At 37.3% G+C, this 23,851-nt stretch carries 22 protein-coding genes and 1 riboswitch; of the genes, 10 read left to right on the forward strand and 12 right to left on the reverse strand.

Features of this window, described 5'->3' with window-relative positions; translation table 11 throughout:
* Positions 1-12: 12 nt before the first annotated feature.
* Together ACQKIM_RS09590 and ACQKIM_RS09595 are read left to right on the forward strand one after the other, a co-directional pair.
* Positions 13-147, forward strand: coding sequence for a hypothetical protein (locus tag ACQKIM_RS09590; protein WP_427542539.1), 135 nt, complete (start codon positions 13-15; stop codon positions 145-147).
* Positions 148-325: 178 nt separating this feature from the next.
* A complete protein-coding gene (locus tag ACQKIM_RS09595) occupies positions 326-895 on the forward strand; it encodes a beta-class carbonic anhydrase (RefSeq protein WP_427542541.1) in 570 nt (189 codons plus the stop codon).
* A gap of 101 nt (positions 896-996) precedes the next feature.
* On the opposite strand, the gene ACQKIM_RS09600 is transcribed toward ACQKIM_RS09595, so the two are convergent.
* Together ACQKIM_RS09600 and ACQKIM_RS09605 are read right to left on the reverse strand one after the other, a co-directional pair.
* The gene (locus ACQKIM_RS09600; protein WP_427542544.1) at positions 997-1,584 is read right to left on the reverse strand and encodes a GNAT family N-acetyltransferase; all 588 of its coding nucleotides are present in this window, start codon (positions 1,582-1,584) and stop codon (positions 997-999) included.
* A gap of 140 nt (positions 1,585-1,724) precedes the next feature.
* Positions 1,725-2,549, reverse strand: coding sequence for a polyphosphate kinase 2 family protein (locus ACQKIM_RS09605; RefSeq protein WP_427542547.1), 825 nt, complete (start codon positions 2,547-2,549; stop codon positions 1,725-1,727).
* Positions 2,550-2,748: 199 nt separating this feature from the next.
* Here ACQKIM_RS09605 and ACQKIM_RS09610 point away from each other — a divergent pair, with 199 nt between their 5' ends.
* Entirely contained in the window at positions 2,749-3,462 is a 714-nt protein-coding gene (locus ACQKIM_RS09610; RefSeq protein WP_427542549.1) for a hypothetical protein, read from the forward strand.
* Positions 3,463-3,483: 21 nt separating this feature from the next.
* Here ACQKIM_RS09610 and map read toward each other — a convergent pair whose 3' ends face one another.
* The gene (map, locus tag ACQKIM_RS09615; RefSeq protein WP_427542671.1) at positions 3,484-4,239 is read right to left on the reverse strand and encodes a type I methionyl aminopeptidase; all 756 of its coding nucleotides are present in this window, start codon (positions 4,237-4,239) and stop codon (positions 3,484-3,486) included.
* A 184-nt stretch (positions 4,240-4,423) separates the two neighbouring features.
* Positions 4,424-4,984: an energy-coupled thiamine transporter ThiT gene (gene thiT / locus ACQKIM_RS09620; protein ID WP_427542552.1), complete on the reverse strand. Its 561-nt coding sequence runs from the start codon at positions 4,982-4,984 to the stop codon at positions 4,424-4,426.
* A gap of 118 nt (positions 4,985-5,102) precedes the next feature.
* A riboswitch (TPP riboswitch) is annotated at positions 5,103-5,210 on the reverse strand.
* 124 nt (positions 5,211-5,334) lie between these two features.
* Between thiT and ACQKIM_RS09625 the strand changes: the two genes are divergently transcribed.
* From ACQKIM_RS09625 to ACQKIM_RS09655, 7 genes are all read left to right on the forward strand, one after another.
* Complete coding sequence (locus ACQKIM_RS09625) at positions 5,335-5,667, forward strand: DUF4870 domain-containing protein (RefSeq protein WP_427542555.1); 333 nt, start codon at positions 5,335-5,337, stop codon at positions 5,665-5,667.
* Positions 5,668-6,146: 479 nt separating this feature from the next.
* Positions 6,147-6,272: a hypothetical protein gene (locus tag ACQKIM_RS09630; RefSeq protein WP_427542558.1), complete on the forward strand. Its 126-nt coding sequence runs from the start codon at positions 6,147-6,149 to the stop codon at positions 6,270-6,272.
* Positions 6,273-6,404: 132 nt separating this feature from the next.
* On the forward strand, positions 6,405-8,201 hold the full coding sequence (locus tag ACQKIM_RS09635; RefSeq protein WP_427542561.1) for a helix-turn-helix domain-containing protein: 1,797 nt from the start codon (positions 6,405-6,407) through the stop codon (positions 8,199-8,201).
* A 111-nt stretch (positions 8,202-8,312) separates the two neighbouring features.
* Positions 8,313-9,626 (forward strand): GntP family permease, encoded by a 1,314-nt coding sequence (locus tag ACQKIM_RS09640; RefSeq protein WP_427542564.1) that lies wholly within the window; start codon positions 8,313-8,315, stop codon positions 9,624-9,626.
* 45 nt (positions 9,627-9,671) lie between these two features.
* Positions 9,672-10,406 (forward strand): (Fe-S)-binding protein, encoded by a 735-nt coding sequence (locus ACQKIM_RS09645; RefSeq protein ID WP_427542567.1) that lies wholly within the window; start codon positions 9,672-9,674, stop codon positions 10,404-10,406.
* Entirely contained in the window at positions 10,406-11,830 is a 1,425-nt protein-coding gene (locus ACQKIM_RS09650; RefSeq protein WP_427542570.1) for a LutB/LldF family L-lactate oxidation iron-sulfur protein, read from the forward strand. The genes ACQKIM_RS09645 and ACQKIM_RS09650 overlap by 1 nt, the downstream gene beginning before the upstream one ends.
* Positions 11,831-11,833: 3 nt before the next feature.
* The gene (locus ACQKIM_RS09655; protein WP_427542573.1) at positions 11,834-12,553 is read left to right on the forward strand and encodes a LutC/YkgG family protein; all 720 of its coding nucleotides are present in this window, start codon (positions 11,834-11,836) and stop codon (positions 12,551-12,553) included.
* Positions 12,554-12,718: 165 nt separating this feature from the next.
* Here ACQKIM_RS09655 and ACQKIM_RS09660 read toward each other — a convergent pair whose 3' ends face one another.
* The 8 genes from ACQKIM_RS09660 to ACQKIM_RS09695 all read right to left on the reverse strand — a co-directional run bounded on the left by ACQKIM_RS09660 (position 12,719) and on the right by ACQKIM_RS09695 (position 23,673).
* Complete coding sequence (locus ACQKIM_RS09660; RefSeq protein ID WP_427542576.1) at positions 12,719-15,799, reverse strand: SbcC/MukB-like Walker B domain-containing protein; 3,081 nt, start codon at positions 15,797-15,799, stop codon at positions 12,719-12,721.
* A complete protein-coding gene (locus ACQKIM_RS09665) occupies positions 15,796-16,953 on the reverse strand; it encodes an exonuclease SbcCD subunit D (protein WP_427542579.1) in 1,158 nt (385 codons plus the stop codon). Before ACQKIM_RS09665 ends, ACQKIM_RS09660 begins: the two co-directional genes overlap by 4 nt.
* A 200-nt stretch (positions 16,954-17,153) precedes the next feature.
* Entirely contained in the window at positions 17,154-18,056 is a 903-nt protein-coding gene (locus ACQKIM_RS09670) for an SGNH/GDSL hydrolase family protein (RefSeq protein WP_427542582.1), read from the reverse strand.
* A 33-nt stretch (positions 18,057-18,089) separates the two neighbouring features.
* The gene (locus ACQKIM_RS09675; protein ID WP_427542585.1) at positions 18,090-19,319 is read right to left on the reverse strand and encodes an aminopeptidase; all 1,230 of its coding nucleotides are present in this window, start codon (positions 19,317-19,319) and stop codon (positions 18,090-18,092) included.
* 5 nt (positions 19,320-19,324) lie between these two features.
* Positions 19,325-20,470, reverse strand: a complete 1,146-nt coding sequence (locus ACQKIM_RS09680; protein WP_427542588.1) for a DEAD/DEAH box helicase — start codon at positions 20,468-20,470, stop codon at positions 19,325-19,327.
* 217 nt (positions 20,471-20,687) lie between these two features.
* A complete protein-coding gene (locus tag ACQKIM_RS09685; RefSeq protein WP_427542591.1) occupies positions 20,688-21,389 on the reverse strand; it encodes an aspartate/glutamate racemase family protein in 702 nt (233 codons plus the stop codon).
* A complete protein-coding gene (locus tag ACQKIM_RS09690; protein ID WP_427542594.1) occupies positions 21,386-22,618 on the reverse strand; it encodes an ATP-grasp domain-containing protein in 1,233 nt (410 codons plus the stop codon). Before ACQKIM_RS09690 ends, ACQKIM_RS09685 begins: the two co-directional genes overlap by 4 nt.
* A 68-nt stretch (positions 22,619-22,686) precedes the next feature.
* Positions 22,687-23,673, reverse strand: a complete 987-nt coding sequence (locus tag ACQKIM_RS09695; protein ID WP_427542597.1) for a C39 family peptidase — start codon at positions 23,671-23,673, stop codon at positions 22,687-22,689.
* Positions 23,674-23,851 lie beyond the last annotated feature (178 nt).

The following is a 23,851-nucleotide window of genomic DNA, read 5'->3' on the forward strand; positions in this document are numbered from 1 at the left end:
GGAACTTTTATCATGTTTTTAACGACTGTCCTAGGCTTTTCAGCCGTTCTATTAATTGCTACGGCATTCTTCATCCACTATCTACAAGTTGGTTTAGATTCTAAATCTTCAGTCACTGTAGATCCAAAACCAAAAGAAAAATATTAATATTATTGAAAAACAGCTGCTTTCTAGTAGCTGTTTTTTTATGAACTTTCTTTCGATTCGCTAAATAATTTACTAAACTTCTTTCTTTTTCGTAAAAATTGCGTGAATATTGTCATTATTATTTGCATATTTAAAGTTTTGCTCTAAAATATTTTTGTAGGGAAGGGAGCAAACTTTCATGACAATGTTACAAGATATTCTGAAGTTTAATGTAGATTTCGTTCAAGAAAAAAAATATGAGCCTTTTATTACAACTAAGTATCCTGATAAACGCATCGTTGTTTTATCATGTATGGATACTCGTCTTGTAGAGCTATTACCTAAAGCGATGAATTTACGTAATGGTGATGTAAAAATTGTTAAAAGTGCTGGCGCATTAGTAAGTCATCCTTTTGGTGCAATTATGCGTAGTCTACTTGTAGCAGTTTATGAGCTGCAAGCAGATGAGGTGTATGTTGTTGGCCATTACGACTGTGGTATGAGCGCAGTCGATCCTGAAGCAATGCTTAGCAAAATGGTGGATCGTGGAATTAATCCAGAGACTATCAAGATGATGGAATACTCTGGTCTAGATTTAAAGGAATTTTTACGTGGCTTTGGCGACGTTGCGACAAGTGTAAAGAAAAGTGTTGATACTATTCGCAATCACCCATTAATGGTGAAGGATGTTCCTGTCCATGGATTAGTCATTGATCCAAATACAGGCCGTCTTGATTTAATCGAAGATGGCAGTTATTATCAAGGCTAAACACCATTTTTATACTCTGCCAAAACTTTGAGACAAAAGATCAACAGTCAATGCAGATAGAAAGAGTCTATCCTTCATTGTTTGAAAGATAGACCCTTCTTTTATTCATCCTCTAAACAGGCATACATGTAATGATCTACCCATTGACCATTGATATACAAAAGCTTTCTTAACAATCCCTCACGCTGAAATCCTGATTTTTCTAATACTCGAATAGAAGCACTATTTTGCGTTGAAACATAGGCCTCTACACGATGTAAGCCTACTTGCTCAAACGCAAAACGCACGACCATTTTCACAGCCTCTGTTACAATCCCTTTCCCAATATAAATCTCATCCATCGCATAGCCGACAAAAGCACTTGAGTAAGGTAATCGTTTGACTGCGTAAAGCGCAATATGCCCAATTAGATTATTAGTTCCTGGCTCATAAATACCAAAAGTAAATTCCCTTTTCGAGTCCATTAAGTATAGGCTTTCTTGAATTTTTTTGTATTGGGCATCAACTGTATAATATTCCGGTCGTTGTAATGGCTCGTATGTAGACCAAAAGTATTTATTACGGCTTACGAGACCAGTTAAACTTTGTGCATCTTTTTCTTGGAATGTGCGAATGTAGCATTTCTCTCCTTGAATTGATACCACATTTCCACCCTTTTTCCTTATTAAATTCCAAATTTTAAGCACCATTTTTCCACACTAGCCTTCCGATAATTGTCTTACTTGTTACTTGCTTCACCCAAAAATCAGTTAGTCACTTTATTGTATGTAAAAAAAGATGCTGCTACAACTAAAACAGCTCGTCTTGTTTGCACAGCATCTTACAATTATTATTTTGTTTTTTTCTTCTTCGAATTATCATTTAGTACTTCAAGGTTTGGTGATTCCTCATCCTCTAACTGAGCCTTATCTAAAACATTTGTTAAATGAAGCCCGCGCCTTTGTGCTTCCCGTTCAATATGCGCTATTGTTTCTTGCAGTACCTGCACACGTGCATATTTTTTATCGTCCCCTGCAACTAGAATCCATGGCGCATTCTTTTTGTCTGTTTTCTCAAACATATCATTTGCTGCTTCTACATACTTAGGTGTTTTCTCACGATTACGCCAATCTTCCTCTGTTAACTTCCAAGCCTTATAAGGGTTTTGCTCACGTTCAGTAAAACGTTTGAGCTGCTCTTCATCTGAGACATGGAGCCAAAACTTGATGATTATGTAATCCCCTGCAGTTAAGATCTTTTCAAAGTTATTAATCTCCTCAAAAGCTCGTGACCATTCATCCTTTGTTGCAAATCCTTCAATACGTTCCACTAAAACTCGTCCATACCATGAACGATCGAAAATAGCTATTTGTCCATGTTGTGGAAGCTTTCTCCAAAATCGTTGTAAATAGTTGTAGCGCAGTTCATGGGGCTGAGGTGCAGAAATTGGATGTACCACATAGCCTCGCGGATCAACACGTTCAATTAAACGTTTGATGGCCCCTCCCTTACCTGCTGCATCCATACCTTCAAATACTAATATTAGCCCAATTTTATTTTTTAATAAAAATTGCTGTGCATTTAACATTTCATATTGGAGTACTTTTAATTTCTTTTTATACATTTTTTTATCTAGTTCAATAGATAAATCTAAATCTGTTAAATTTTGAGCCATTAAAACTTCACTCCTTCTATTTGGATTATTCCTATTGTACTAAAGAATCATTTAGATGCCTATACAAATGGTAAATTGTAGATAGTTTATATGAAACAACGCGATACATTATTGGGAATTTCCGTTATAATGGAAAGAGTGCAGTCCTATACTTAATTGTCTTTTCCCTATACAATTTAATACGAAGGGAGAGGAAAACATGCCTCAATTTATTTTGATGACAATCACTTATATTGTCTCAGTCATCCTAACCTTTTCATCCTTTTTCATGAAAATAAATGGTCAATCTTCGTTAGACATCTCTAATCGTTTTCCTGTTGTATTTGCACCTTTTAATGTCAGTCATGTAATTTGGATCGTCATTTACATGTTACTTGGTTTTTGGTTAGTCATGAATTTTAAAAAGACAACAATTAAACAGACTGTTCTTTTTAGCAGCATATGTATATTGCAGATAATCACGATAGTCGTTTGGCATCAGGAGCTATTTATCGCATCTCTTGGCAATACACTACTTTTAGTTTTCTGTGTGTTTTCGCTGTACAATACATATCCTCTAAGCGATAAATCGTTGGCAGGACGTATCCCTTTCTCTATTTATTATGCATGGTCGACATTTATTTTGATGACAGATACAAGCTTTACATTGACAGCTTATGGATGGAACGGCTTTGGTCTTAGCAACCCTCTATGGGCAGTAATTTTATTGACAATCGGTGTTGCCATCGCATTACATATGCGCTTCCATCATTTCGATATTATGTATCCATCTGTATTTATTTGGGCTTATATCGGAATCGCGTTACATAATGGTTTTGAAGAGCTACTTGTAACAACAGCTGCTTTATTTTTATGTGGTGTACTATTAGTCGGTATACTTTTCATAAAAAAAAATCCTGCCTCCCCCAAATAATTGGGCAGCAGGATTTTTAATTTATGCCTCATCCAATGAAGTTAAAATAATTGGTTTGTCTTTTGTCACAATAATTGAATGTTCGATTTGGGCAACTAGTGATTTATCTGGAGTAACGAATGTCCAGCCATCACCAGCTTCAACAATATGCTCTGCTTTTGCTGAGATAAAAGGCTCAACCGCAAGTACCATGCCCTCTTTCATGATTGTAGAATCCCATGCATCATAATAGTTTAAAATATGATTTGGCTCATCATGTAAGGAAAGCCCTAAGCCATGACCTGTTAGGTTCATAATGACTGTTAAATCATTAGCATATGCTTCACGCTCAACAGCTTTACCAATTTGATTTAATTTTGATCCAGCCTTTACTTTTGTCATGGCACGATCAAAGGCACTTTTTGCCACACGACAGAGCTTTTCTTTATCTTCGTAGCCTTCTCCCACTACAAATGAAATGCCTGTATCTGCAAAGTAGCCATTTAATGAACCAGATACATCGATGTTGACGATGTCTCCTTCTTTAATCACGCGTTTTCCTGGAATACCATGTGCTACCTCCTCGTTGACACTAATACATGTGTATCCTGGGAAGTCATATTCTCCTTTAGGTCCAGAAATTGCTCCTGCCTCAGCAAACATACGGCCAGCAATTTCATCGAGTTCAAGTGTTGTTACACCAGGTTTTGTCGCAGCCTTCATTGCCTCACGAATTTCAGCACAAATACGACCGATTTTTTTAAAGGCTTCAATCTCTTCTTGCGTTTTTACAATCATTTTTAACGTCCCTTTCATCTAATATCTACTCTTTAATATAACATAACTTGTTTGACATAAAACGTTAAACGCTTTAAATATTGTATGCCCTCATAAATTGCAAAGTGCTAAAATGTAGCAATATTTCACAGCGAGTAGTTAAATACGATACAAAAACCCTCCACTACTGTGAAGGGTAGATTATTTATGATTTTCGCTGCATTAATTGTGGTGCTGCTGTAAATAACAGAACACCAACAATGGCAGTTAAAACTGTTGCTGGTAGCATATATGTTCCATTATAAATAATTGAATAAATCCATGCATTTTGATCGCCAGCATACTCCGAGAAAAATACAGCGCCAGCAATGGTATGTGCTGCATAGCGTAAAAATCCTGCTAATACAGTTCCAACAATAATATATACCGCCATTTTCGTTTTGTTTAGATTGTTTGCAGCCTCAAGAACTGGTTGACGTACGATTGCAGCCAAGCCTACTATTGTGAAGGCAACGCCATAATCGAGTAAGCCTTGTAACCAATGCACAACTGTAGCACCAAACATTGTTTGCATAACACCAATAAGTAAGCCCGTTGTCAGACCAGGTAAAAGACCCCAGCGAAAGGCTATTAAAATTATTGGTACCATCACTAGACTAACAGAGCCGCCTTGTGCCCATACTTTAAAGGAAATCTGATCAAGCACAAGGCCAATCGCTGCGAATATCGCGATCTCCACAAGCATTAAAAGTCTTTTTTTGTCCATATTATTCTCTCCTTTGTTCCGATGTAGGATACAAGAGCAGGAATAGAAATCAAATTACTTTTTGACTCTATCTGGCAAAAAAAAACAATGCCAGGACAGAGCCTCACATCGTACAAGTGTCGGTTTCTATCCACATCCCTACGCAAGTGTTAACTTACAGGTTCAAAGAGTTAAGGCATTACGTGCCTAGTCTCAGCTGACATCATCAGCTCCCCTTGTGGTCGTTACATCTTTTTTATTTGAACAACCTCATTGTACGCAAACATGGATATGATTACAACTCTCTTTCACAATATTTTTTGAAACTTTGCTGTTTTTCATGCGTAAATATTAAAAAAGGAGGTACAACTATGGAGAACCAAAAAATTTTATCTGCCTTTAGTTATCTCAGCGTTTTTTTTGCACCCTTTATTGTGCCATTAATTGTTTACTTTGTTTCTAAAGATAGCGACGTAAAAAGACACTCTATTCGAGCACTTATATCGCATTTAATCCCGTTTGTATTTGGTATCATCTTCTTTGCTGTCTTTGTCTTCTCAACCATATCGTTTAACACCTTTGATCCACAATCAGGTAGCAATACGTTTATGATCGTTTGGTTTGCATCATTTGCCATTTACTTACTTGTCTCACTAGGGATTGTTATTTGGAATATAGTGCAAGCTGTTCGCGTTATTCGTTAATGTTTCATTTTTAATATCAATTTCGCCTTGGCGTAATTGCGTCCGGATTTTGAATTGTGCAGGCACAATTCATTCTTTTGAAAATCCGTGACATCCGCTGGAGGCTTTGGGCCAACAGATGTTTTTTGTGCGAAAGCGTAGTGCTAACGCAGCGGCAGCAACATGATGTTTTTTGTGCGAAAGTGTAGTGCTAACGCAGCGGCAGCAACATGATGTTTTTTGTGCGAAAGTGTAGTGCTAACGCAGCGGCAGCAACATGATGTTGGTCACTCAGTTGTGTGTTGCTGTCGCTTCGCTTTCGCACAGATAAATTGCCACAGGACGTGGCGTTCTTAGACTGAGTTCCTCTATTTCAGTAGGTGTTTGGACACCCACTGAAAAGAAACCAAAACCGCATTCATCTCACCCTATAGAGGTGGGAGTCTTCTGCTGAATGAAGATAAACAGGTAGAACTTTTAGTAAAAGGAGCTGTTTTTTTATGAAAGTATCTAAAGTTGTCAAAACCGCCGTAAAATTAGCACCTATCGTTATACCAATTGTCAAAAAAGTAATTGCTGCGAAAAAAGGAGCCCCCTCTTCTCCAAAAAACAGCTATAAGAAATAATACATCCCAAATAAAGAATCTGCTCATCTTTTTCCCAGCAGATTCTTTTTTTTGACTCTATAACTTTTTTCTAATTTGTACTTGGCATAGCAGATTTATATTAAAATAGGGTTTAGCACTACAGATGAGGGGTTGTTAAAAATAAATAGTGAAAAACAATTAATGAGCTTGGTTAAGGCAGCACAGGTTCTTACTTCAACACTCGATATTAACCAAGTATTAGAAAAATTAATGAATGAGGTACTTCATGTGATAGACGGTGCTGATGCAGGGGTATTGTTTATGTTAAATACAGAAACTAATCGTCTAGTTGCCAAGCATGCCATTGGTTATAACCTGGCTTATTTAAAAAAGATTCACCTTGCCTCAAATGAAGGGATGACTGGAAAGGTATTCTCTCAAAAACAAGCATTTAGATTTCACTCTAGCAATGATGTTACAGAAAGCATGGCGGATTTATTTCCACAGTATGAAGAAAACTATACAAAAGCAGTTGGTGATTTAACTTATCCCAAAAGTGCTGTTTGTGCTCCACTTCTTGATAAAAGTAATTCATGTATAGGCGTTTTAACAATTGTCAATTTTTCAGGAGATACACAGTTTGAAAATAGTGATTTAACGATGTTACAGGCATTTGCAAACCAATCCTCAATTGCTATTGAAAATGCAAAATTATTTACTCAAAACGAACGCTCTAAGCGCATTTATAATGCTTTAACACAGGTTTCCTTAACACGTGGCCGACTCAGCGATATGATTGATACGCTTGCATCATTACTAGACCAATCTGTAGCAATTATGACAGATTTTTACGATCTATTGTTTGCATCATCTCCTGTAGCTAAACTTGCTACTGACATTTTAAAAGAGCAAAAATCACAGCATCTTGATACAGTTGTACAGCAATGTGTAAGACATCAAGTATACATACCATTTAAAGATGAAACGTATGTAAGTTACTTATTTCCTATCCATACAGAACGAGGTGTTATAGGAATACTACTGATTGTGATGAATCAACATTTACAAATGGATCCTTTAGATTTATTTGCAGTAGAACAGGCAGGTGCATTATTTGCCTTACAGTTAGCTGAGGAGGAAAAGGAGCTAGAAAATTCCTTTAAATACGACGGATATTTGTTACAACAGCTTTTAAACTCAAATTTCAATGCCTTTTATAAACGTCAAGAAGTGCAACAAACTTCTCATTACTTATGTGCTACTCTACAACTTGATGGAAGAACATATCATGTTGCTCAGACTAATAAAATGCAGCACCAATTTAGTAAACTACTATATCGTTTAACTCGCTTATTTTCCTTACCAGTTTTCATCTCGGAGCATGATTTACACTATCATTTTTTATTTATGAACAATTTGCGAGTTTCAGTCGAACAGTTTAAAGAGCGTATTCAATATTTTTTTGTACTCCTCGAAAAAGACTCGACAAAGTACAATTCACTATCGTTTATGGTTGGTCTCGGAAGACACTTTGACACAATTGAAAACATTTTCAGTTCATATCGGGACTCCACAAAGTGTATTGACTATTTACAGACACTAGAACAGGCACCATTCATCATTTCCTATGATAAGCTTGGACCTTATACACTTTTTTTAAATAATGACCCACAGGAAATGGCAGAATATGTTGAGTTGAAGCTTGGACCAATTATGGAATACGATAATCAACATAAAACTGATTTGTTATATACACTAAAGCTATTTTTTGAACATAATCAAAACCGAAAAAAAACAGCTGAGGCATGCTTTGTACACCTAAACACCATTAAATATAGACTCCAAACGATTTTTTCATTAATAGGGATTGACGAGCAGAATGGGAAAACTATGTTCGAATTAAATCTTGCTATCTATATGTTTTCTTACTTACAAAATATAAAATTAGCCAAAACAGACAAAGGATAGTTCTTATCTTTGTCTGTTTTTACATAGTATTTTCATAGTATTCATTGTTATACTAAACCCTACTTGTTGAATTTTCAGAATATTTTTATTAAGCAGGAGGGCTGTCTAGGTATGGAAATATGGAGTTTATTTACGATTATTGCGTCACTGGCTTTATTAATATTTTTAGCATTACGTGGCTTCAGTATCATTATTATTGCGCCAGTAGCAAGTTTAATCGTCATCATTTTAAATCAAATGCCTATTTTAGATTCATTACAAGGCAACTATATGAGTGGGTTTATAAATTTTATGAAAAATTACTACCTTATCTTCTTATTTGCCGCAATTTTCGGAAAATTTATGGAAGAAAGTGGTGCTGCTCGTTCAATAGCTGAAAAACTTTTGAATATTATGGGACGTCATAGTAAATTTAACGCGCTAATGGCAGTCGTAATTATATGTGCCTTTTTAACATTAGGTGGCATTAATACATATGTCGTAATTTTCGCCATTTTACCAATTGCTAAACCATTATTTAAAGCTATGAATATACCTTGGCATTTATTTACGGGGGCATTTTTCTTCGGAATGGCAACATTTACAATGACCATGCTACCTGGTTCACCATCTGTACAAAATATCATTCCAACAAAATATTTAGATACAACAGCTACTGCAGCACCTGTTGTTGGAATTGTTGCTACTATTACCATTATTCTTTTTAATTGCTTCTATTTAAAAAGACAATTATCTAAAACAGAGGCACGTGGTGAAACATATGAAAATATGAAAAATCCCGAAAAACAAGATTCAAAAGCTTTTGAGGCAAGTGTTAGAAGATATCCGCCATTTATCTTAAGTATTTTGCCACCTATCTTCTTAATTGTTACGTTAAACGTTTTTAAGGTAGATATCCTTTATACATTGATGCTTACTGTGCTTCTTTCTATCATTATTTTTTGGAAATACATAGACAACAAGCTACAAGCAATTAATGTGGGTGCAACAAATACCGTTCTACCAATTGTCAACACAAGTGCTGATGTCGGGTACGGTACAGTTATTGCAGCAACTGCAGGCTTTGGTGTGATAACAGAAATGCTTGCCAACATACCTGGAAGTCCCTTAATTTCTCTTTATGTCGCTATTGCAGCACTTGCAGGGATTACAGGTACTGCCTCTGGTGGACTTGGAATCGCAATGGAAACACTTGCTCAAACGTATTTAGATTTAGGGGTTGATCCAGAGGCACTTCATCGCGTTGCGACAATTGCCTCCGGTAGTTTAGATTCATTACCGCACAATGGTGCCGTTATTACTGTATTGGCTGTTATAGGATTAACACATAAAGATGCCTACAAACATATCTTTTTTGTTTCAGTAATTGGGCCCATTATTGCGGCAATACCAGCATTAATTACTGCGATCTTACTTTATTCTTAAGTAAATACTCTCAATTATTATTTAAACAGTAGGAGATGAACAAACATGAAAGTCTCACTTTTCGCAACATGTTTAGTAGATATGTTTCAAACAAATGTGGGCAAAGCAACTGTAGAACTTCTAGAACATCTTGGCTGTGAAGTTATTTTTCCAAAGGGGCAAATTTGCTGTGGACAACCTGCCTATAACTCAGGCTATGTTCAGGAAGCAAAGGAAGCCATGAAAAATATGATAAAAGCATTTGATGGTGCTGATTACGTGGTTTGCCCTTCTGGTTCCTGTGCTTACATGTTCCGAGAATATGAAAAGGTTTTTGTGAACGATGCTGAATGGGCATCTAATGCAAAGCAATTAGCTGAAAAAACGTATGAATTAACACAATTTATCGTAGCAGTTCTTGGTATTACGGATGTGGGTGCTAGCTTCAACGGAAATGTGACCTATCATATGTCTTGCCATATGACACGTTTGCTTGGTGTAAAAAGCGCACCTTTAACGTTACTAGAAAATGTTAAAGGCTTAACATATACTGAGCTTCCTAATAAAACAACTTGTTGTGGATTTGGTGGAACCTTCTCAGTAAAAATGACACCTATTTCCGAGCAAATGGTTGATGAAAAGGTACAACATATCATTGAAACTGGTGCCACTTATTTAGTAGGTGCGGATGAAGGCTGTTTAATGAATATTCGTGGGCGTGCAGAACGATTAGGTACCCATATACAAGTACTTCATATAGCTGAAATTTTGAATTCTCGCAAAACGGAGGTGCGTGCATAATGCCAATGAAGGTCGGTAATGAGCCATTTAACAATCGTGTTGGAGAAGGTATTCAAAATACATTTATGCGCAGTGCCGTTTCAGGTGCACAAGATCGTTTAGAAACAAATCGTCAATTGGCTACAGATGAGCTTGGTCATTGGGAGGAGTGGCGTTCTCTTGGTGAGGAGATCCGTCAGCATGTACTTGCAAATCTTGATTATTACTTAACGAAATTAAGTGAACAGGTTGCTGCACGAGGTGGACATGTTTTCTTTGCGACTACTGCTGAGGAAGCCCAAGCTTATATTGCTAATGTCGCTAAGGAAAAAGAGGCTAAAAAAATTGTCAAATCAAAATCAATGGTAACAGAGGAAATAGACTTAAATCATTATTTAGAAAAACATGTTGGCTGTCAGGTTGTTGAAACCGATTTAGGAGAATATATTTTACAGCTAGATAATGATTTACCCTCACATATCGTGGCACCCGCTTTACACCGCAAGAAAGAGCAGGTGCGGGAAAGCTTCCAATCTCATCACCAATATGAAGGCTCTGCACGTCCTGAGGAGCTAACAAAGCATGCTCGTAAAATGCTGCGAGATGATTATTTATCAGCTGATATCGGCATTACGGGTTGTAACTTTGCGGTGGCTGAAACTGGCTCTGTTTGCATCGTAACAAATGAAGGAAATGCTGACTTATCAACAGCACTACCAAAAACTCAAATTACTGTAATGGGAATGGAAAGACTTGTACCAACATTTGAAGAGCTTGAAGTACTCGTCAATATGCTAACAAGAAGTGCAGTTGGTCAAAAACTTCCTAGTTATGTAACTGTTTTAAGTGGTCCTCGTCAAGATGGTGATGTAGATGGGCCAGAAGAGTTTCATTTAGTTATTGTTGATAATGGGCGATCTGAAATTTTAGGTAGTGAATTCCAAGCTATCTTACAATGTATTCGCTGTGGTGCTTGCGCTAATATTTGTCCTGTTTATCGACATGTAGGTGGCCATTCATACGGCTCAATTTACTCTGGACCAGTAGGAGCGGTCTTATCGCCATTGCTAGGTGGCTATGATGACTATAAGGAACTACCGTTTGCTTCAACACTTTGTGGCGCTTGCACAGATGTTTGCCCAGTAAAAATTCCTTTACATGAATTATTGCATAAGCATCGACAAACCATTGTCGAAAAAGAAGGTCGTGCACCTGTATCGGAACGCTTCCTTATGTCTATTTTCGGTATTGGTACCTCATCAAGCGGTATGTATAAATTTGGATCTAAGGTTGCTTCAAGTGTTTTAAAGCCATTAACAAAAAATGACCATTTATCAAAAGGTATCGGTCCGTTAAAAAATTGGACAAATATTCGTGAATTCCCTGCGCCTAAAAAAGAGCGCTTCCGTGACTGGTTCGAAAATCGACAAAAAGGAGATGAATAAGGAATGGTAGGCAAAATTCAAAATCGTGAGACATTTATTCGTCAATTATCTTCTAGACTTCAACGATTATCTATACCAGTGCATGTAGAGCGTCCTCAATGGCGATATTCACCACAACATAAAACATTACAAAACTTATCTCAGGATGAGCTGTTGATCATCTTACAAAAACAATGCACACGTATCAATACGAACTGCGTTGTCACATCCTCTTCTGATTTAGCTATGACACTGGAAAAAGTCATTGACGAATATGATGGTGGGTCAATTATGACTTGGCAGGATGAACGATTTGACGCTTATGGTCTGACGGGGCTGTTTTCAGATACATTACCTAAAAAGCAAATCGAACTACACACTTGGGACCCAACGATTGGCAGGGATAATATAGCACTAGTAGAGAAATCAAATATTGGAATTACAATTAGTGATATTACGCTAGCGGAATCCGGTACAGCTGTACTTTTTAGCAATCCAAATCACGGTCGTACTGTTAGTTTCTTACCTACCAAGTCTATTATCCTAATACCAAAAAGCTCTATTGTGCCTCGAATGACACAGGCAGCAATACAAATTCGAGAGCGTCTACAAAATGGAGAAACTCTCGCCTCTTGCGTTAATTTTATTTCTGGTCCTAGTAACTCTGCTGATATTGAAATGATTTTAGTCGTTGGAGTTCATGGTCCAATTTACATGACCTATATTATTATTGAGGATTTATAGAATAAAGAGGCAGGAACAAAAGTTTTTCAGCCAACAAAAATACCGAACTATCCTATGAAACGCTCATGAAGTGTTTCGGAATAGTTCGGTTTATCTATTTTTCTGTTTTGTTAATTTAGAGATTATTCGACTTTATTAAAGAACCATTTAGTTATGTCCCAGCCTCTATTTCACTTCAAAATAAGTTTGACTATAGCCATTCATTGTTTTTTCAACATGTAACACAGCAGGCATTGTAGCCTTTAACTCTGCAACGTGAGATATGACACCGATCATGCGTCCAGAATCCTGTAAATCAATCAATGTATCAATTGCTTTATTTAACGCTTCTTCATCAAGTGACCCGAAGCCCTCATCGATAAACATTGTTTCAATATGAATATTCCCCTGAAAGCTTTGAATCACATCTGCCATACCGAGAGCAAGACTTAATGATGCATTGAACTTTTCTCCACCAGATAATGTTTTCACATCTCGTAATTGATCTGTATAGGCATCATAAACGTCTAGCCCTAAACCACTTTGCTTAGCATGCTTCTCTAATCGATCAGAACGTCGAAGCTCAAATTGTCCATTGGATAAATGCAGTAAACGTACATTTGCTGCTTCTGTAATTTTATCTAAATAGTTAATTTGAATATAGCGTTCAAAGGATAGCTTTTTCGTATTCTGACCATTTAGCATTGCATAAAGCTCCTTTACTCGCCCCGCTTCTTTTTCAAGTAAACGAATCTCTTGTGCTGTTTCTTCAATTCTTTCAACAAAATCTTCGCAAGCTTTTGCAAATCCCTTCATTTGCTGCAATATTTTAAATGCTTCCTCATATGCTGCACGGTGCATTTCTAGCCTTTCTTCCATTAACGTTAAATCTTGCTTTTCTTTTCCTTGAAGATGTTTTGTTCCCTCAGTAATTTGTACCTGCAATGTGTGTATTTGTAGAGCATAATCGCTACAAGCCTTCCGTAAAGCCTCTAATTGAAACTCACTACGCTTTGCTACAGTAAACTCTTCAAAACTTCCAAAGCCTGCCTTCTTCATACTTTCTGAAAAATGCTCGTGCTTTTCATCCATTTTCAGCTTTAATTCCTCGAAAGTCTGTTTAGTTATTTCTACAGCCATTTTAGCACTATTCGCTGCTTCCTTCGAAGATTGTAGGTTTTGCTGGCTGGCATGCCATGCAGTTTGTAATACTGCCTTTTGTGACGATATATCCCCAATTGCCTGTTTTAACGCCTGTAACGTCTTAATATTTTTAGGGATATGATTTTGCTGCTCCTCCACAATTGCCTGTTGTTTTGTTAATTCCTTCGTCTGATCAACAAAGTATTGTTCCAGCTTTATGTTCTTTTCTTGTAGCAACTCCAGACTTCCACGTTGATGCTTTTGTTTTATGCGTACACTAGCTAATTGCTGATTCACTACTTTTAAAATGGTAATTTGCTGCTCTACATTTTGTAAGGAAGTAACTATTTCTGTTTGATTGGATTGATCGATATGATTAGTCTCCAACTGCGCAAGTGCACCGTGTAAAAGCTCCTTGGTTGAATTCAATAAAGCTTCTTTTTCCAAAAACTTACGTTCATCGGTTGCTGCCCTTAACCGTAGAGCTTCCACTTGTGCTAATTCAATACCCTCAAATTGTTCTAAATGTGTTTCGAGGTGTGTTGTGCTACCGCAAACTGGGCATGGCTCCCCATCTTTAAGTTGCTGTGCTAAAATACTTGCCTGGCTAGTAATCCATTGCTGCTCCAGCTTTTGAAGTGCTTGTTTACTTTCTCGGTTATGGACATTAGCAGTCATTACATCCTGCTCTATTGTCTCTACTGCTTTCGTATATTTTTCAACTTGCGCTAATAATGATACTTGCTCCTTTAGCTTCGGCAGCTGCTCTAAATATCCTTCATACGGTTCTAGTTGTTTTTCATATTGTTCCATTGTTATTGTTAATTGCTTTAATTGGTTTTGTTCATTTTCTAGCAATGCAACATTATCTGCCAGTGCCCGTTTGGCTGTTACGACGTATTGCTCAGCTATTTGCATTTGCTGAAGATTATGTTCATACGCTTCAAATTTCGGTAATAATGCTTGGAGTTGTATTTCTTGCTGTAGAAGTTGCTGACGTTCAGGCTCTTTTTCCTCTTCAACGTTAAACTGTTCCTGTGCAACTATCAGCTGAGTCTCCGCCTTTTGCTGTTCTATCACCGCTTGCTGATAGGATTGTTCTTTTCTATTTTGCTCATTGCGTAAATCAATGCATTGTTGCTCAAGTAACACTAGACGTTCAGCTTTCTCTGCCAAAGCAATCTCACGTTCCTTTACAGCATACACATCCTGTTCCTGTAGTAATGCTTGCAGTTTGTTTTGGCGTTTGGATTGCTCATCAAACTGCTCATTCAGCGTTTTTGCCATACTATAATATTCTTGTTCTTTTTGGTGATGAGCATAGGCTTCATCATAGCGTTGCTGTTCTACTTGAATACACTCGACATAGTAGGCATGTTCCTCTTCTAGTGCCTTTTTCACTTGATGCATGTTTTCGGTATTATCATTTATACAAGTAAATAAAAAGGATGCTCGCTGTGGTAAGGCTCCTGCAATTTGACCAAGTAAATGTTCCTTTAATTGTTGAGCTCGTAGTAAATCACTTTCTGCTTCTTTCCGTTTTGCATCTAGTTTTTTAGTCATTGCACCGAAGCGATCTGTTTTAAATATTTTACGTAATATAACCTCTTTGTTTGTAGAATCAGAGGTTAATAGCTTACGGAACTCTCCTTGTGGCAGCATAACAATTTGACTAAACTGATCCTTTGTCAGACCTATTATTTCCTGTAACTTTTTATCTACCTCAAGTGTTTGCTGCTTTTCTACAATACCAAAATCAAGTTTACCTTCTTTAACTTCAGCCAATTCAATTTTCTTACCTGTAACACTTTTATTTTTTGCTTTGATATGGCCAGGCTGGCGTAAAATTTGATAAACTCTACCATCCATTTCAAAAGTGAGCTCTACCGCAGTGTAAACATCATCCTCTGCAAAACCGCTTCGTAGCATAGCTGTATCCTGACGATCCTCACCGCTGCCTGATCCATAAAGTGCATAACAAATAGCATCGAAAATAGTTGTTTTGCCAGCACCTGTTTTACCAGAAATCGCAAATAAGCGATGGTCACCAAGCTGTTGAAAATCAATTATTTCTGTGTTTTTATATGGACCGAATGCAGTAATTGTTAACATTAATGGCTTCATTTTACTGTTTCTCGCTCCTCATCTAATAATTCCTGCAACATCTCTGTAAATAGACGCTCTGTATCTTGATCCGGCTCTATACCAATTATATCTGTAAAAAATGAACGGAATAAATCAATGTCATCTACCTTTTCCGTCTCAACTGCTTGAATTTCATGTCGTATTTCTGGACGCATGGCTTTACGCTCGACATGCATTGCATGAGGAAACACCGTACGAATACGTTCCATCGGTGAAGCCACTGGCGTCGTATCTGTTAAACGGACAAATATATAATCTTCATTTGAAGGTAATGTTAATAAATCATCCATCAAGCCCTCTACTACGCGTAAATCTCGTCTCGGTAGAAGCTTTCGTTTTGTAACAGTAATATCTCCCTGTGCATCTAGCTCAACGATTAAAAAACCCTTCTCATGTAAATGCTCAGACAATGAATATTTCAATGGAGAGCCAGCATAGCGAATTTTTTCATTCAACACAAAATGTGCTTTATGTAAATGGCCAAGTGCCGTGTAATGAAATGGCTTAAATAACGTTGCATCTATACAATCAGAGCCTCCTATTGATAGCGGGCGCTCTGAATCACTCGTATTCGCTTCCTCCTCACCATACTTCGTTACAAAGGCATGCCCTACAAATACATGTCGTTTTGTTGAATCTAAGCTCTGTCCAATATGGTCGATAATTTTTTGCATCGCATCTTGGTGAGAACGAATTGTATCATCTCCTAAAATTGTACGTACTGACGCAGGCTCAGCATATGGTACAAGATGAAAATGTACATCACCAAAGTCATCAGTTAAAATAATTGGAGCATGATCCTTCGTAAATTGACCTTTTATATGTAATCCACTATCACGCATCAGGCTGCTACCAAAATTCAATCGACCAGCACTATCATGGTTCCCAGCAACCGCTAACACCGGAATTTTTTTATCAAGCACAATTTCTGCCAAAACATCATTTAGTAAATTAACGGCCTCTATAGGGGGCATTGAACGGTCATATAAATCACCTGCTATAATGATAACATCAGGCTTTTCTTCATCAATGGCTTGCATAAATTGCTGTAAAATATAGCGCTGATCATCCGTCATATAGACTCCCTGTACCAGCTTTCCTAAATGCCAATCTGCTGTATGAAATATTTTCATTCTTTGCGCCTCCAATCTATCTCCATTCTATCACGACTACTAGAATGTTTGATTTACCTTTTATTAGTATTGTTTTATCCATCATTTCAGTTCTTCTATCCGTTGATTTGAAAGTTCTATCCGTCACTTTTGCTCTTCTATCCAATATTCCATGAAAAAAAGAGCATCTCTAATTAAATAGATACCCTTTTAATTTTTTATTAAATTGCTCTCACTTTTTCTATAAAGGCTGCATATCCGATAAATCCTCGAATGGTTCGTGCTATAGGATCAGATTTCTCCTTCTCTTCTCGCGTATCCGGAGATTCTTCTTGTTTTTCTAAAATCTCCTCAAACGATTTAGGATGAGGCTTAGGCAATTCATTAGAGGATATTGCTAATGCACTTCCTCCACTAAATTCATACAAAAATGCATTGGCCATTTGACGATAACCCTCAAAATTCGGATGTACATCAGCAATATTTGGTAAAAAATTTGTAGCGTTTAAGCCAAAAGCATCATACACATTTACATAAGTTGCTCCAGCATGTTCTGCCTGCTGTTGTAAAATTGTATTTAGCTTTATTAGCTGTTTATTTGTGCCTTCTTTTTGCGTAGTGTGCACATTTGGATAAGCAAAATAATACCCCATCACATAGACCTTTGCTTTAGGTGCACGTACTGTTAATTCCTTTAAGATCTCCACCATATTTTTTCTGGCAATGTTTAACGCATAATCCGTTTGCAGCTGTGAAAAGGCTAAAGTACCAGCAGTTGGATTGACCTGCACAAGACGCAATAAATCATTGGCGCCTGCCGAAATTGTAATTAGAGTAGCATCTGCTAAAAGATCACTTGCTTCCTTAGATTTTATCCGTTTCAGTACATCTGTTGTTGTAAAGCCTGGGAAAGCGAGCTCCTTTGTATAGTTACTTAATTGCCCAGTCATGCCCAACCTCATGGCAATAAAATCACTATAGCCGCGATCAATCTCTTGATAGGGCGTTTGACCGGCTGCCAAGGAATCTCCGATAGCCACGTAATTTTCACTTTGAGCAAAGGCAGATGAAACACCAAATACCATTGTAAATAGAGCTATACCAAACATTAGTAAGTGCTTCATCTGCTCAACTCCTCTCCCTTACATCAACAGAATTTAAAAAGCCCAGCTACCTTTGCGGAAAATTGGCTCCACAGTACCATCTGGTAAAATACCGTCAATATCCATCTCTCCACTGCCAATCATAAAATCTTCATGTGTGACTGAAATATTTGCACCTAATGCCTCAAGCTGTCCATTTTCTAAATCTCTGCCACCTTCTAGGCAAGTTGGATACGCCTCACCGATGGCCAAATGGTTGGATGCATTTTCATCAAATAATGTATTAAAATATAAAATCTCAGATGCTGAAATTGGAGACTCATGTGGTACTAGCGCTACTTCACCTAAATAGCATGAGCCCTCATCTACCTGAATAAGTTCCTGTAATAAATCATGGCCTACCTGTGCCTCAGCCTTGATAATTTTGCCTTCTTCAAATGTCAGTTTAAAGCCATCAATAATATTACCTTGGTATACTAATGGCTTTGTATTGCTTACATAACCATTTACACCTTGCTTTAATGGTAACGTATATACCTCTTCTGTCGGCATATTCGCAATAAAGACAGTATCCTCTGGTGTTTTACTTCCACCAGTAAGCCATTTATGCTGTGGAGCTAATGCAATTGTTAAATCAGTACTAGGTGCTGTATAGTGAAGCTTTGCATATTTTTTTTGATTAAGCAGCGCCGCACGAGATTCTAAATTCACAACATGTCCACGCCAATTTTCAACCGCATTGCCCTCACCAATATGAACAGTTTTAAAAATTGCCTCCCATAAAGCTGGCACCTGTTCCTCAGTTGTTAAATTTGGGAAAACCTTCGCTGCCCATTTCGGAGAAGGAACTGCAACAATAGACCACGCGATTAAATCCTTCATCACAGCATTGCGATAATTTTTCAGTGCTGCTCCAGATACTTTTTGATGTGTTGCAAGACGTTCAGCTGGAATACCTGTTAATTTATCTGGATCTGCTGCATCAATCCACAATAAAGCACCCTTACGTTCGATTAGCTCATCACGCATTTTCACTACCCATTCAGGGAAACGATTGAATTCTTCATCTGAGGCATGCTCGAAATAAGCTCGATCCATTACATCATCAGAAAAGTTTACGTGAACACGTCCTGCTCCAGCCTTATAAGCCTCTTTCACTACCAAACGAGCAAAATCTAGTGCTTCCACTGAAGTATTGACTAATAAGTATTGCCCTGGTTGAATATTAACACCAACTTTTACTGCAAGCTCTGCATATGCTTGTAATTTTTCTTCAAATGTCATATTAGTTAACCTCGCTTTTGTCCAATTGTTTTTGAATTTCCTTCTACTAGCTTGGCATCATGCCATACCTTTTGCACAGGTTTGCCTGGAATTTCTCTTGTCCATTTTTTATACGTTTTTTCATCTCGATAAGCTAATAACGTTAATACCTCACCATCTGCTCCTGCACGCCCTGTACGTCCTGAACGATGTAAGTATTGCTCGATCGTTCTTGGTACATCAACATGAATAACATGTGTTAAACCTGCAATATCTAAACCTCGTGCTGCAATATCTGTAGCAATTAAAATACGTGCCTCTCCCTTGCGGAATGCATCTAATGCCTTTTTACGCTCTTCTTTTTTCATGTCAGAATGTAGTGTCACAATTGGTGCAGAACGATATTGTAGCTTCGTTTCTTTCATTAATAATTGGTCGATATTGTTTACAAAAGCTAATGCACGTAACCCTTCTGTATGTGATAAGCGACGTAGGAAATCAGTTTTATCTCGCTCTTCGACCTTGATAAAGGAATGTACTACCTTACCAACCTTCACCATATCCTCTGGCTTTATTTTAAAGCGTACTGGCTCGAACATCATGCGGCTAGCCACTAACTCAATCTCCTCTGTAATCGTTGCAGAGACAACAACTACTTGTCGCCCATATGCTGAGCCTTCGATAAAGGATTTTACAACCACACGATATTCTCGGCTAAGCAACTGGTCACATTCATCTAGAATAATTGTTTCAATTTCTTTAAGCTTTAATTTTCCTGCACGTGCTAATTCATTTAATCGACCAGGCGTTCCAACAACGATTGTCGGTTTTTTCTTTAGCTTTTCAATTTGACGTGCAGCATTTGCGCCACCAATTAATTGCTGAACTGTAATATCTGAGCCTACTGTCCATTCACGGATAACCTCTACGATTTGCATAGCCAGCTCCTGTGATGGGGCTACAATAAGTCCTTGTGTTTGTTTTTTTGCACCATTTACCTTATTTAACAAAGGCAACACATAGGCTAAAGTCTTTCCCGATCCAGTCGGCGATTCTGCCACAATATCTTTCCCATCAAGCATTGCTGGAATCATTTCCTCTTGAATTTTCATCGGTTCTTCAAATTTCCATTTTGCTTGTAATACTTCATTTAATAAGTTTATTACTGACATGTTATTTCCCACCTTCTATCTGCTTGAGACTAGTTTAACACACTAAGCATTTTCCTACTTCATATGTACGTAAACCATTTGATAATCGTTTCACAAATTCATTAAGTGAAACCTAATAACTAAAAAATCTGCAAACCTCACGCATGGAATGTAAGCCTCTTGCGCTCTATTGAAGGCTTGGGGCTTACCTGCGAAAAGCGAGCAGATTTTTATCTGGTTAATCTACTAATTCATAGCCGCATGACAAAATTGCACATTCTGCCAAAACAATTAATGAATCAATATATTTGTCACTTAGTTTTAAATCTCTATTTACAATCGATAATTCAGTACAGCCTAAAACAATACGATCACAATTAAGTGCTAGCATGGCCTCTTCTATCGGCTGCCATTCCTCTGAAGAGACATCCTTTCCAGCCTTAACAAAGTCGTAAATAATTGACATCACTTTTTCCTTGATTGGCTCATCTGGAACAACAGGTGTTAGATCGTATTCCTCTAATGCAGTCTGATACATACGTGATGTTAAAGTGCCGGTTGTTGCTAAAATACCCACACGCTTTGCACCTAAATCATAGGCTCGTTTTGCTGTTTCTCGTATCATATGAAGCACTGGAACTGGAGAGCCCTCAGCAATTTCATCATAAAAGGTATGTGCCGTATTACACGGAATAGCAATCATATTTGCCCCAATTGAAGCAAGCTTTCTTGCATCATCTATAATTACTGGAACAGGATTTTCTTTTGTTTGATCTAAAATAAAGGCAGTACGATCAGGAATATTTGTATCATTATCAATAATAGTATGCAGATGCTCCTGATCCTTCGTTGCCTTTGTACGTCTTACAATCATTTCACCGATAAACATTGTTGCAAGTGGACCGACGCCACCAATAATACCTAAAGTTTGTTTTTTCATGAGTTAGACAGACCTTTGTTGTTAAAATATTTCTTATATTTTCGATAAAAACTTAAATTATCGAGCGTTATGTTCAGCCAACGCCTAGCATTCATATCCTTATAATTGAAAATGGAGTCAGTTGCTAGCCCTTGTCGAATCAGGCTCTTTGCCTCAATCACAAGTTGTTCATTTTGAACATATTTAAAAAGTACACCGTTTGGCACAATTGTCCAAAGATGCTTGTTTTGCACATAAGTCAGCTGTAGCTTGCTACCACGGATAAAATCATCTGCAACGTATTGCATTAAATTATAACCGCTTGCTGTCACATAATAATTTGAAAGCTCATTATGTAATTCAATACTTAATAGCTTATATTGCCCATCACGTTCATCATACTTCATATCAAACGTGGCAAAGCCCTGAAATTGTATTTCCTCCAAAAATTCTTTGACTTGATCCATTAAATCCCTATCATATATCGTCATAATCGCTACATAGCGACCTATTCCATCGGGAGAATGCTCCTCTAAAATGGGATTACCTATAGCTAGTAGCTTCGCTTGTCCATCTTGCCCTACATAGGCATTAACGACACGCATATTGGCATCCTCACCTGGAATATATTGCTGTACCATCAAGTCATCTCTATAGGCAGATTCCTTATATATAGCCTGGAAAATTGCATCCTTTTCCTCATTATCATATGCAATATATACCTTTTTCTTACCTGGAAAAATACATGTAGCATACTTTGTCATATTCATTGGTTTAATGACAACTGGATATTCAAAGGGAATTTCAAATTCCTCATAGTCATTAACCGTACAAACATGCATCGCAGGATACTGAAAGCCAAATTTTGCTGAAAGCTCATACATACTCTCACGCGTTAATAGTTGATTGGCTAGTGTAATATCTACATAAGGTATGATAAAAAGCTCTGCTAGCTCCTCTTTATGTTGCACTATTTTTTTCACATAAAATTCATCACAGGCCAACAATAGTAGTTTTTTATCAGCAAATTCCTCTGCGATTGCCTTTAAAGCAATTACAAAACGTTCTTCAATATTCAGTCTTGGTACTTCACGAAATGTGAGTAAATCACTTTGTTGTATTTTCGCCATATTTGTATGATTTACTGCAAGTGGTTTTACACCATAGGATTCGTAAAATGCTCTAGCCATGCCATAAGCATTCATTTCATCTCCTAATAAAACCGGTAAAAAAGCATGGGTAACAGCCATTCTACTCAACTCACTTTAGCTTTTTTTCTAAGTTTAACATACTCCTGCATTTTGACGCTTCTTAGAATCTATTTATGCACAGCAACAGCTTGTTTTCTTAGCTCTTTATAGCTTTTGAAAAATTGATCGACATTGTATGTAACATAGCCTTTTAATGGGTCCATCACAACTACTTTATCGCCTAAATGCCCTGTTAAAACAACCGCATGCAAGTTCATATACGCGGCACTCGACTTTGATTCACCCTCATAGATCCAGCCCTTGTCTGACTTTATCTTTGGCTCTGATAAATCCAATGTAACCCAAGTCACAACGGGAACGCCCTCCCGAACAAGCTGTAAAATTTCGTCCTGTGAGGCTCCACTCATATTTGTAACACGTAAATTTGCCTGTTTATCAGCTATTGCTGCCTCTGCTGCTTTGACAATTGGAGCTGCAAAGACATACATACCATTTGCTTTATCTCTAGGATCACCTGCAAAAGCCTGATTTGGATTTGGGCCAATTCGTTGCCCATTTTCAGTGTCAATTTTTTTCTTTGGTAAATACGTATCAGTCATTTCAAGCTTCGTAACTTTCATACCATAATAATTTAAGACAGCTGTTAACGATGTAATTTCACAGCCATGTGGCAGCTCAGGATTTTGCATAACAACTGGTACATCCAATTCCTGCTCATCTCTTGAAAAGTGTGTTTGTAATCGATAATATGGCTTTGTTGAATCGTATGTAAAATTTTCGATTGTTGTATAACCGTTATTTTCCATACTATTTTCAAGCGTAGTTGCAGCAATAGCATATTTCTGTCCCTCTACTAACTTTGAAAAGGTTGCCTCTCCCTCATCAGAGCCAATTACATCCTCAACTATTTTTCCCGTCTTCACATCAGTGACCGTTATATAAAGATTCGGGATAGGTGCACCACTATTAAACTCTACAGTTAAAACAGTTAGTTCACTTTTTTGCTTTTCCTGCTGCGAAAATTGATTACAGCCTGAAAGTAGCATAATGATGATAATACTTATTAATAAAAAGCGTTTATACCCCGTCCACAAGACAAATTCCGCTCCTATTCTATTTTGAAGACCTTCACTTCAAATCTATATTTCAATTTGTCGTAGACTCTATTATACGCTAATTTCATAGTCGTTCCTATTTTATCTTTCTTTAATGAACCTGCTTCAAAATGCGCAAGGAAATCTTTGTGTATGTTGCGACTTTTTTTGCTTTTCT

Source organism: Lysinibacillus sp. NPDC047702, assembly GCF_050272555.1.
Taxonomy (GTDB): Bacteria; Bacillota; Bacilli; order Bacillales_A; family Planococcaceae; genus Lysinibacillus.

What these genes read in the sequence shown, in the direction of transcription:
- ACQKIM_RS09590 (WP_427542539.1), top strand. Translation starts at nt 13, where the DNA reads ATGTTTTTAACGACTGTCCTAGGCTTTTCAGCCGTTCTATTAATTGCT.
- ACQKIM_RS09595 (WP_427542541.1), top strand. Translation starts at nt 326, where the DNA reads ATGACAATGTTACAAGATATTCTGAAGTTTAATGTAGATTTCGTTCAA.
- ACQKIM_RS09600 (WP_427542544.1), bottom strand. Translation starts at nt 1,584, where the DNA reads ATGGTGCTTAAAATTTGGAATTTAATAAGGAAAAAGGGTGGAAATGTG.
- ACQKIM_RS09605 (WP_427542547.1), bottom strand. Translation starts at nt 2,549, where the DNA reads ATGGCTCAAAATTTAACAGATTTAGATTTATCTATTGAACTAGATAAA.
- ACQKIM_RS09610 (WP_427542549.1), top strand. Translation starts at nt 2,749, where the DNA reads ATGCCTCAATTTATTTTGATGACAATCACTTATATTGTCTCAGTCATC.
- map (WP_427542671.1), bottom strand. Translation starts at nt 4,239, where the DNA reads ATGATTGTAAAAACGCAAGAAGAGATTGAAGCCTTTAAAAAAATCGGT.
- thiT (WP_427542552.1), bottom strand. Translation starts at nt 4,984, where the DNA reads ATGGACAAAAAAAGACTTTTAATGCTTGTGGAGATCGCGATATTCGCA.
- ACQKIM_RS09625 (WP_427542555.1), top strand. Translation starts at nt 5,335, where the DNA reads ATGGAGAACCAAAAAATTTTATCTGCCTTTAGTTATCTCAGCGTTTTT.
- ACQKIM_RS09630 (WP_427542558.1), top strand. Translation starts at nt 6,147, where the DNA reads ATGAAAGTATCTAAAGTTGTCAAAACCGCCGTAAAATTAGCACCTATC.
- ACQKIM_RS09640 (WP_427542564.1), top strand. Translation starts at nt 8,313, where the DNA reads ATGGAAATATGGAGTTTATTTACGATTATTGCGTCACTGGCTTTATTA.
- ACQKIM_RS09645 (WP_427542567.1), top strand. Translation starts at nt 9,672, where the DNA reads ATGAAAGTCTCACTTTTCGCAACATGTTTAGTAGATATGTTTCAAACA.
- ACQKIM_RS09650 (WP_427542570.1), top strand. Translation starts at nt 10,406, where the DNA reads ATGCCAATGAAGGTCGGTAATGAGCCATTTAACAATCGTGTTGGAGAA.
- ACQKIM_RS09655 (WP_427542573.1), top strand. Translation starts at nt 11,834, where the DNA reads ATGGTAGGCAAAATTCAAAATCGTGAGACATTTATTCGTCAATTATCT.
- ACQKIM_RS09660 (WP_427542576.1), bottom strand. Translation starts at nt 15,799, where the DNA reads ATGAAGCCATTAATGTTAACAATTACTGCATTCGGTCCATATAAAAAC.
- ACQKIM_RS09665 (WP_427542579.1), bottom strand. Translation starts at nt 16,953, where the DNA reads ATGAAAATATTTCATACAGCAGATTGGCATTTAGGAAAGCTGGTACAG.
- ACQKIM_RS09670 (WP_427542582.1), bottom strand. Translation starts at nt 18,056, where the DNA reads ATGAAGCACTTACTAATGTTTGGTATAGCTCTATTTACAATGGTATTT.
- ACQKIM_RS09675 (WP_427542585.1), bottom strand. Translation starts at nt 19,319, where the DNA reads ATGACATTTGAAGAAAAATTACAAGCATATGCAGAGCTTGCAGTAAAA.
- ACQKIM_RS09680 (WP_427542588.1), bottom strand. Translation starts at nt 20,470, where the DNA reads ATGTCAGTAATAAACTTATTAAATGAAGTATTACAAGCAAAATGGAAA.
- ACQKIM_RS09685 (WP_427542591.1), bottom strand. Translation starts at nt 21,389, where the DNA reads ATGAAAAAACAAACTTTAGGTATTATTGGTGGCGTCGGTCCACTTGCA.
- ACQKIM_RS09690 (WP_427542594.1), bottom strand. Translation starts at nt 22,618, where the DNA reads ATGGCTGTTACCCATGCTTTTTTACCGGTTTTATTAGGAGATGAAATG.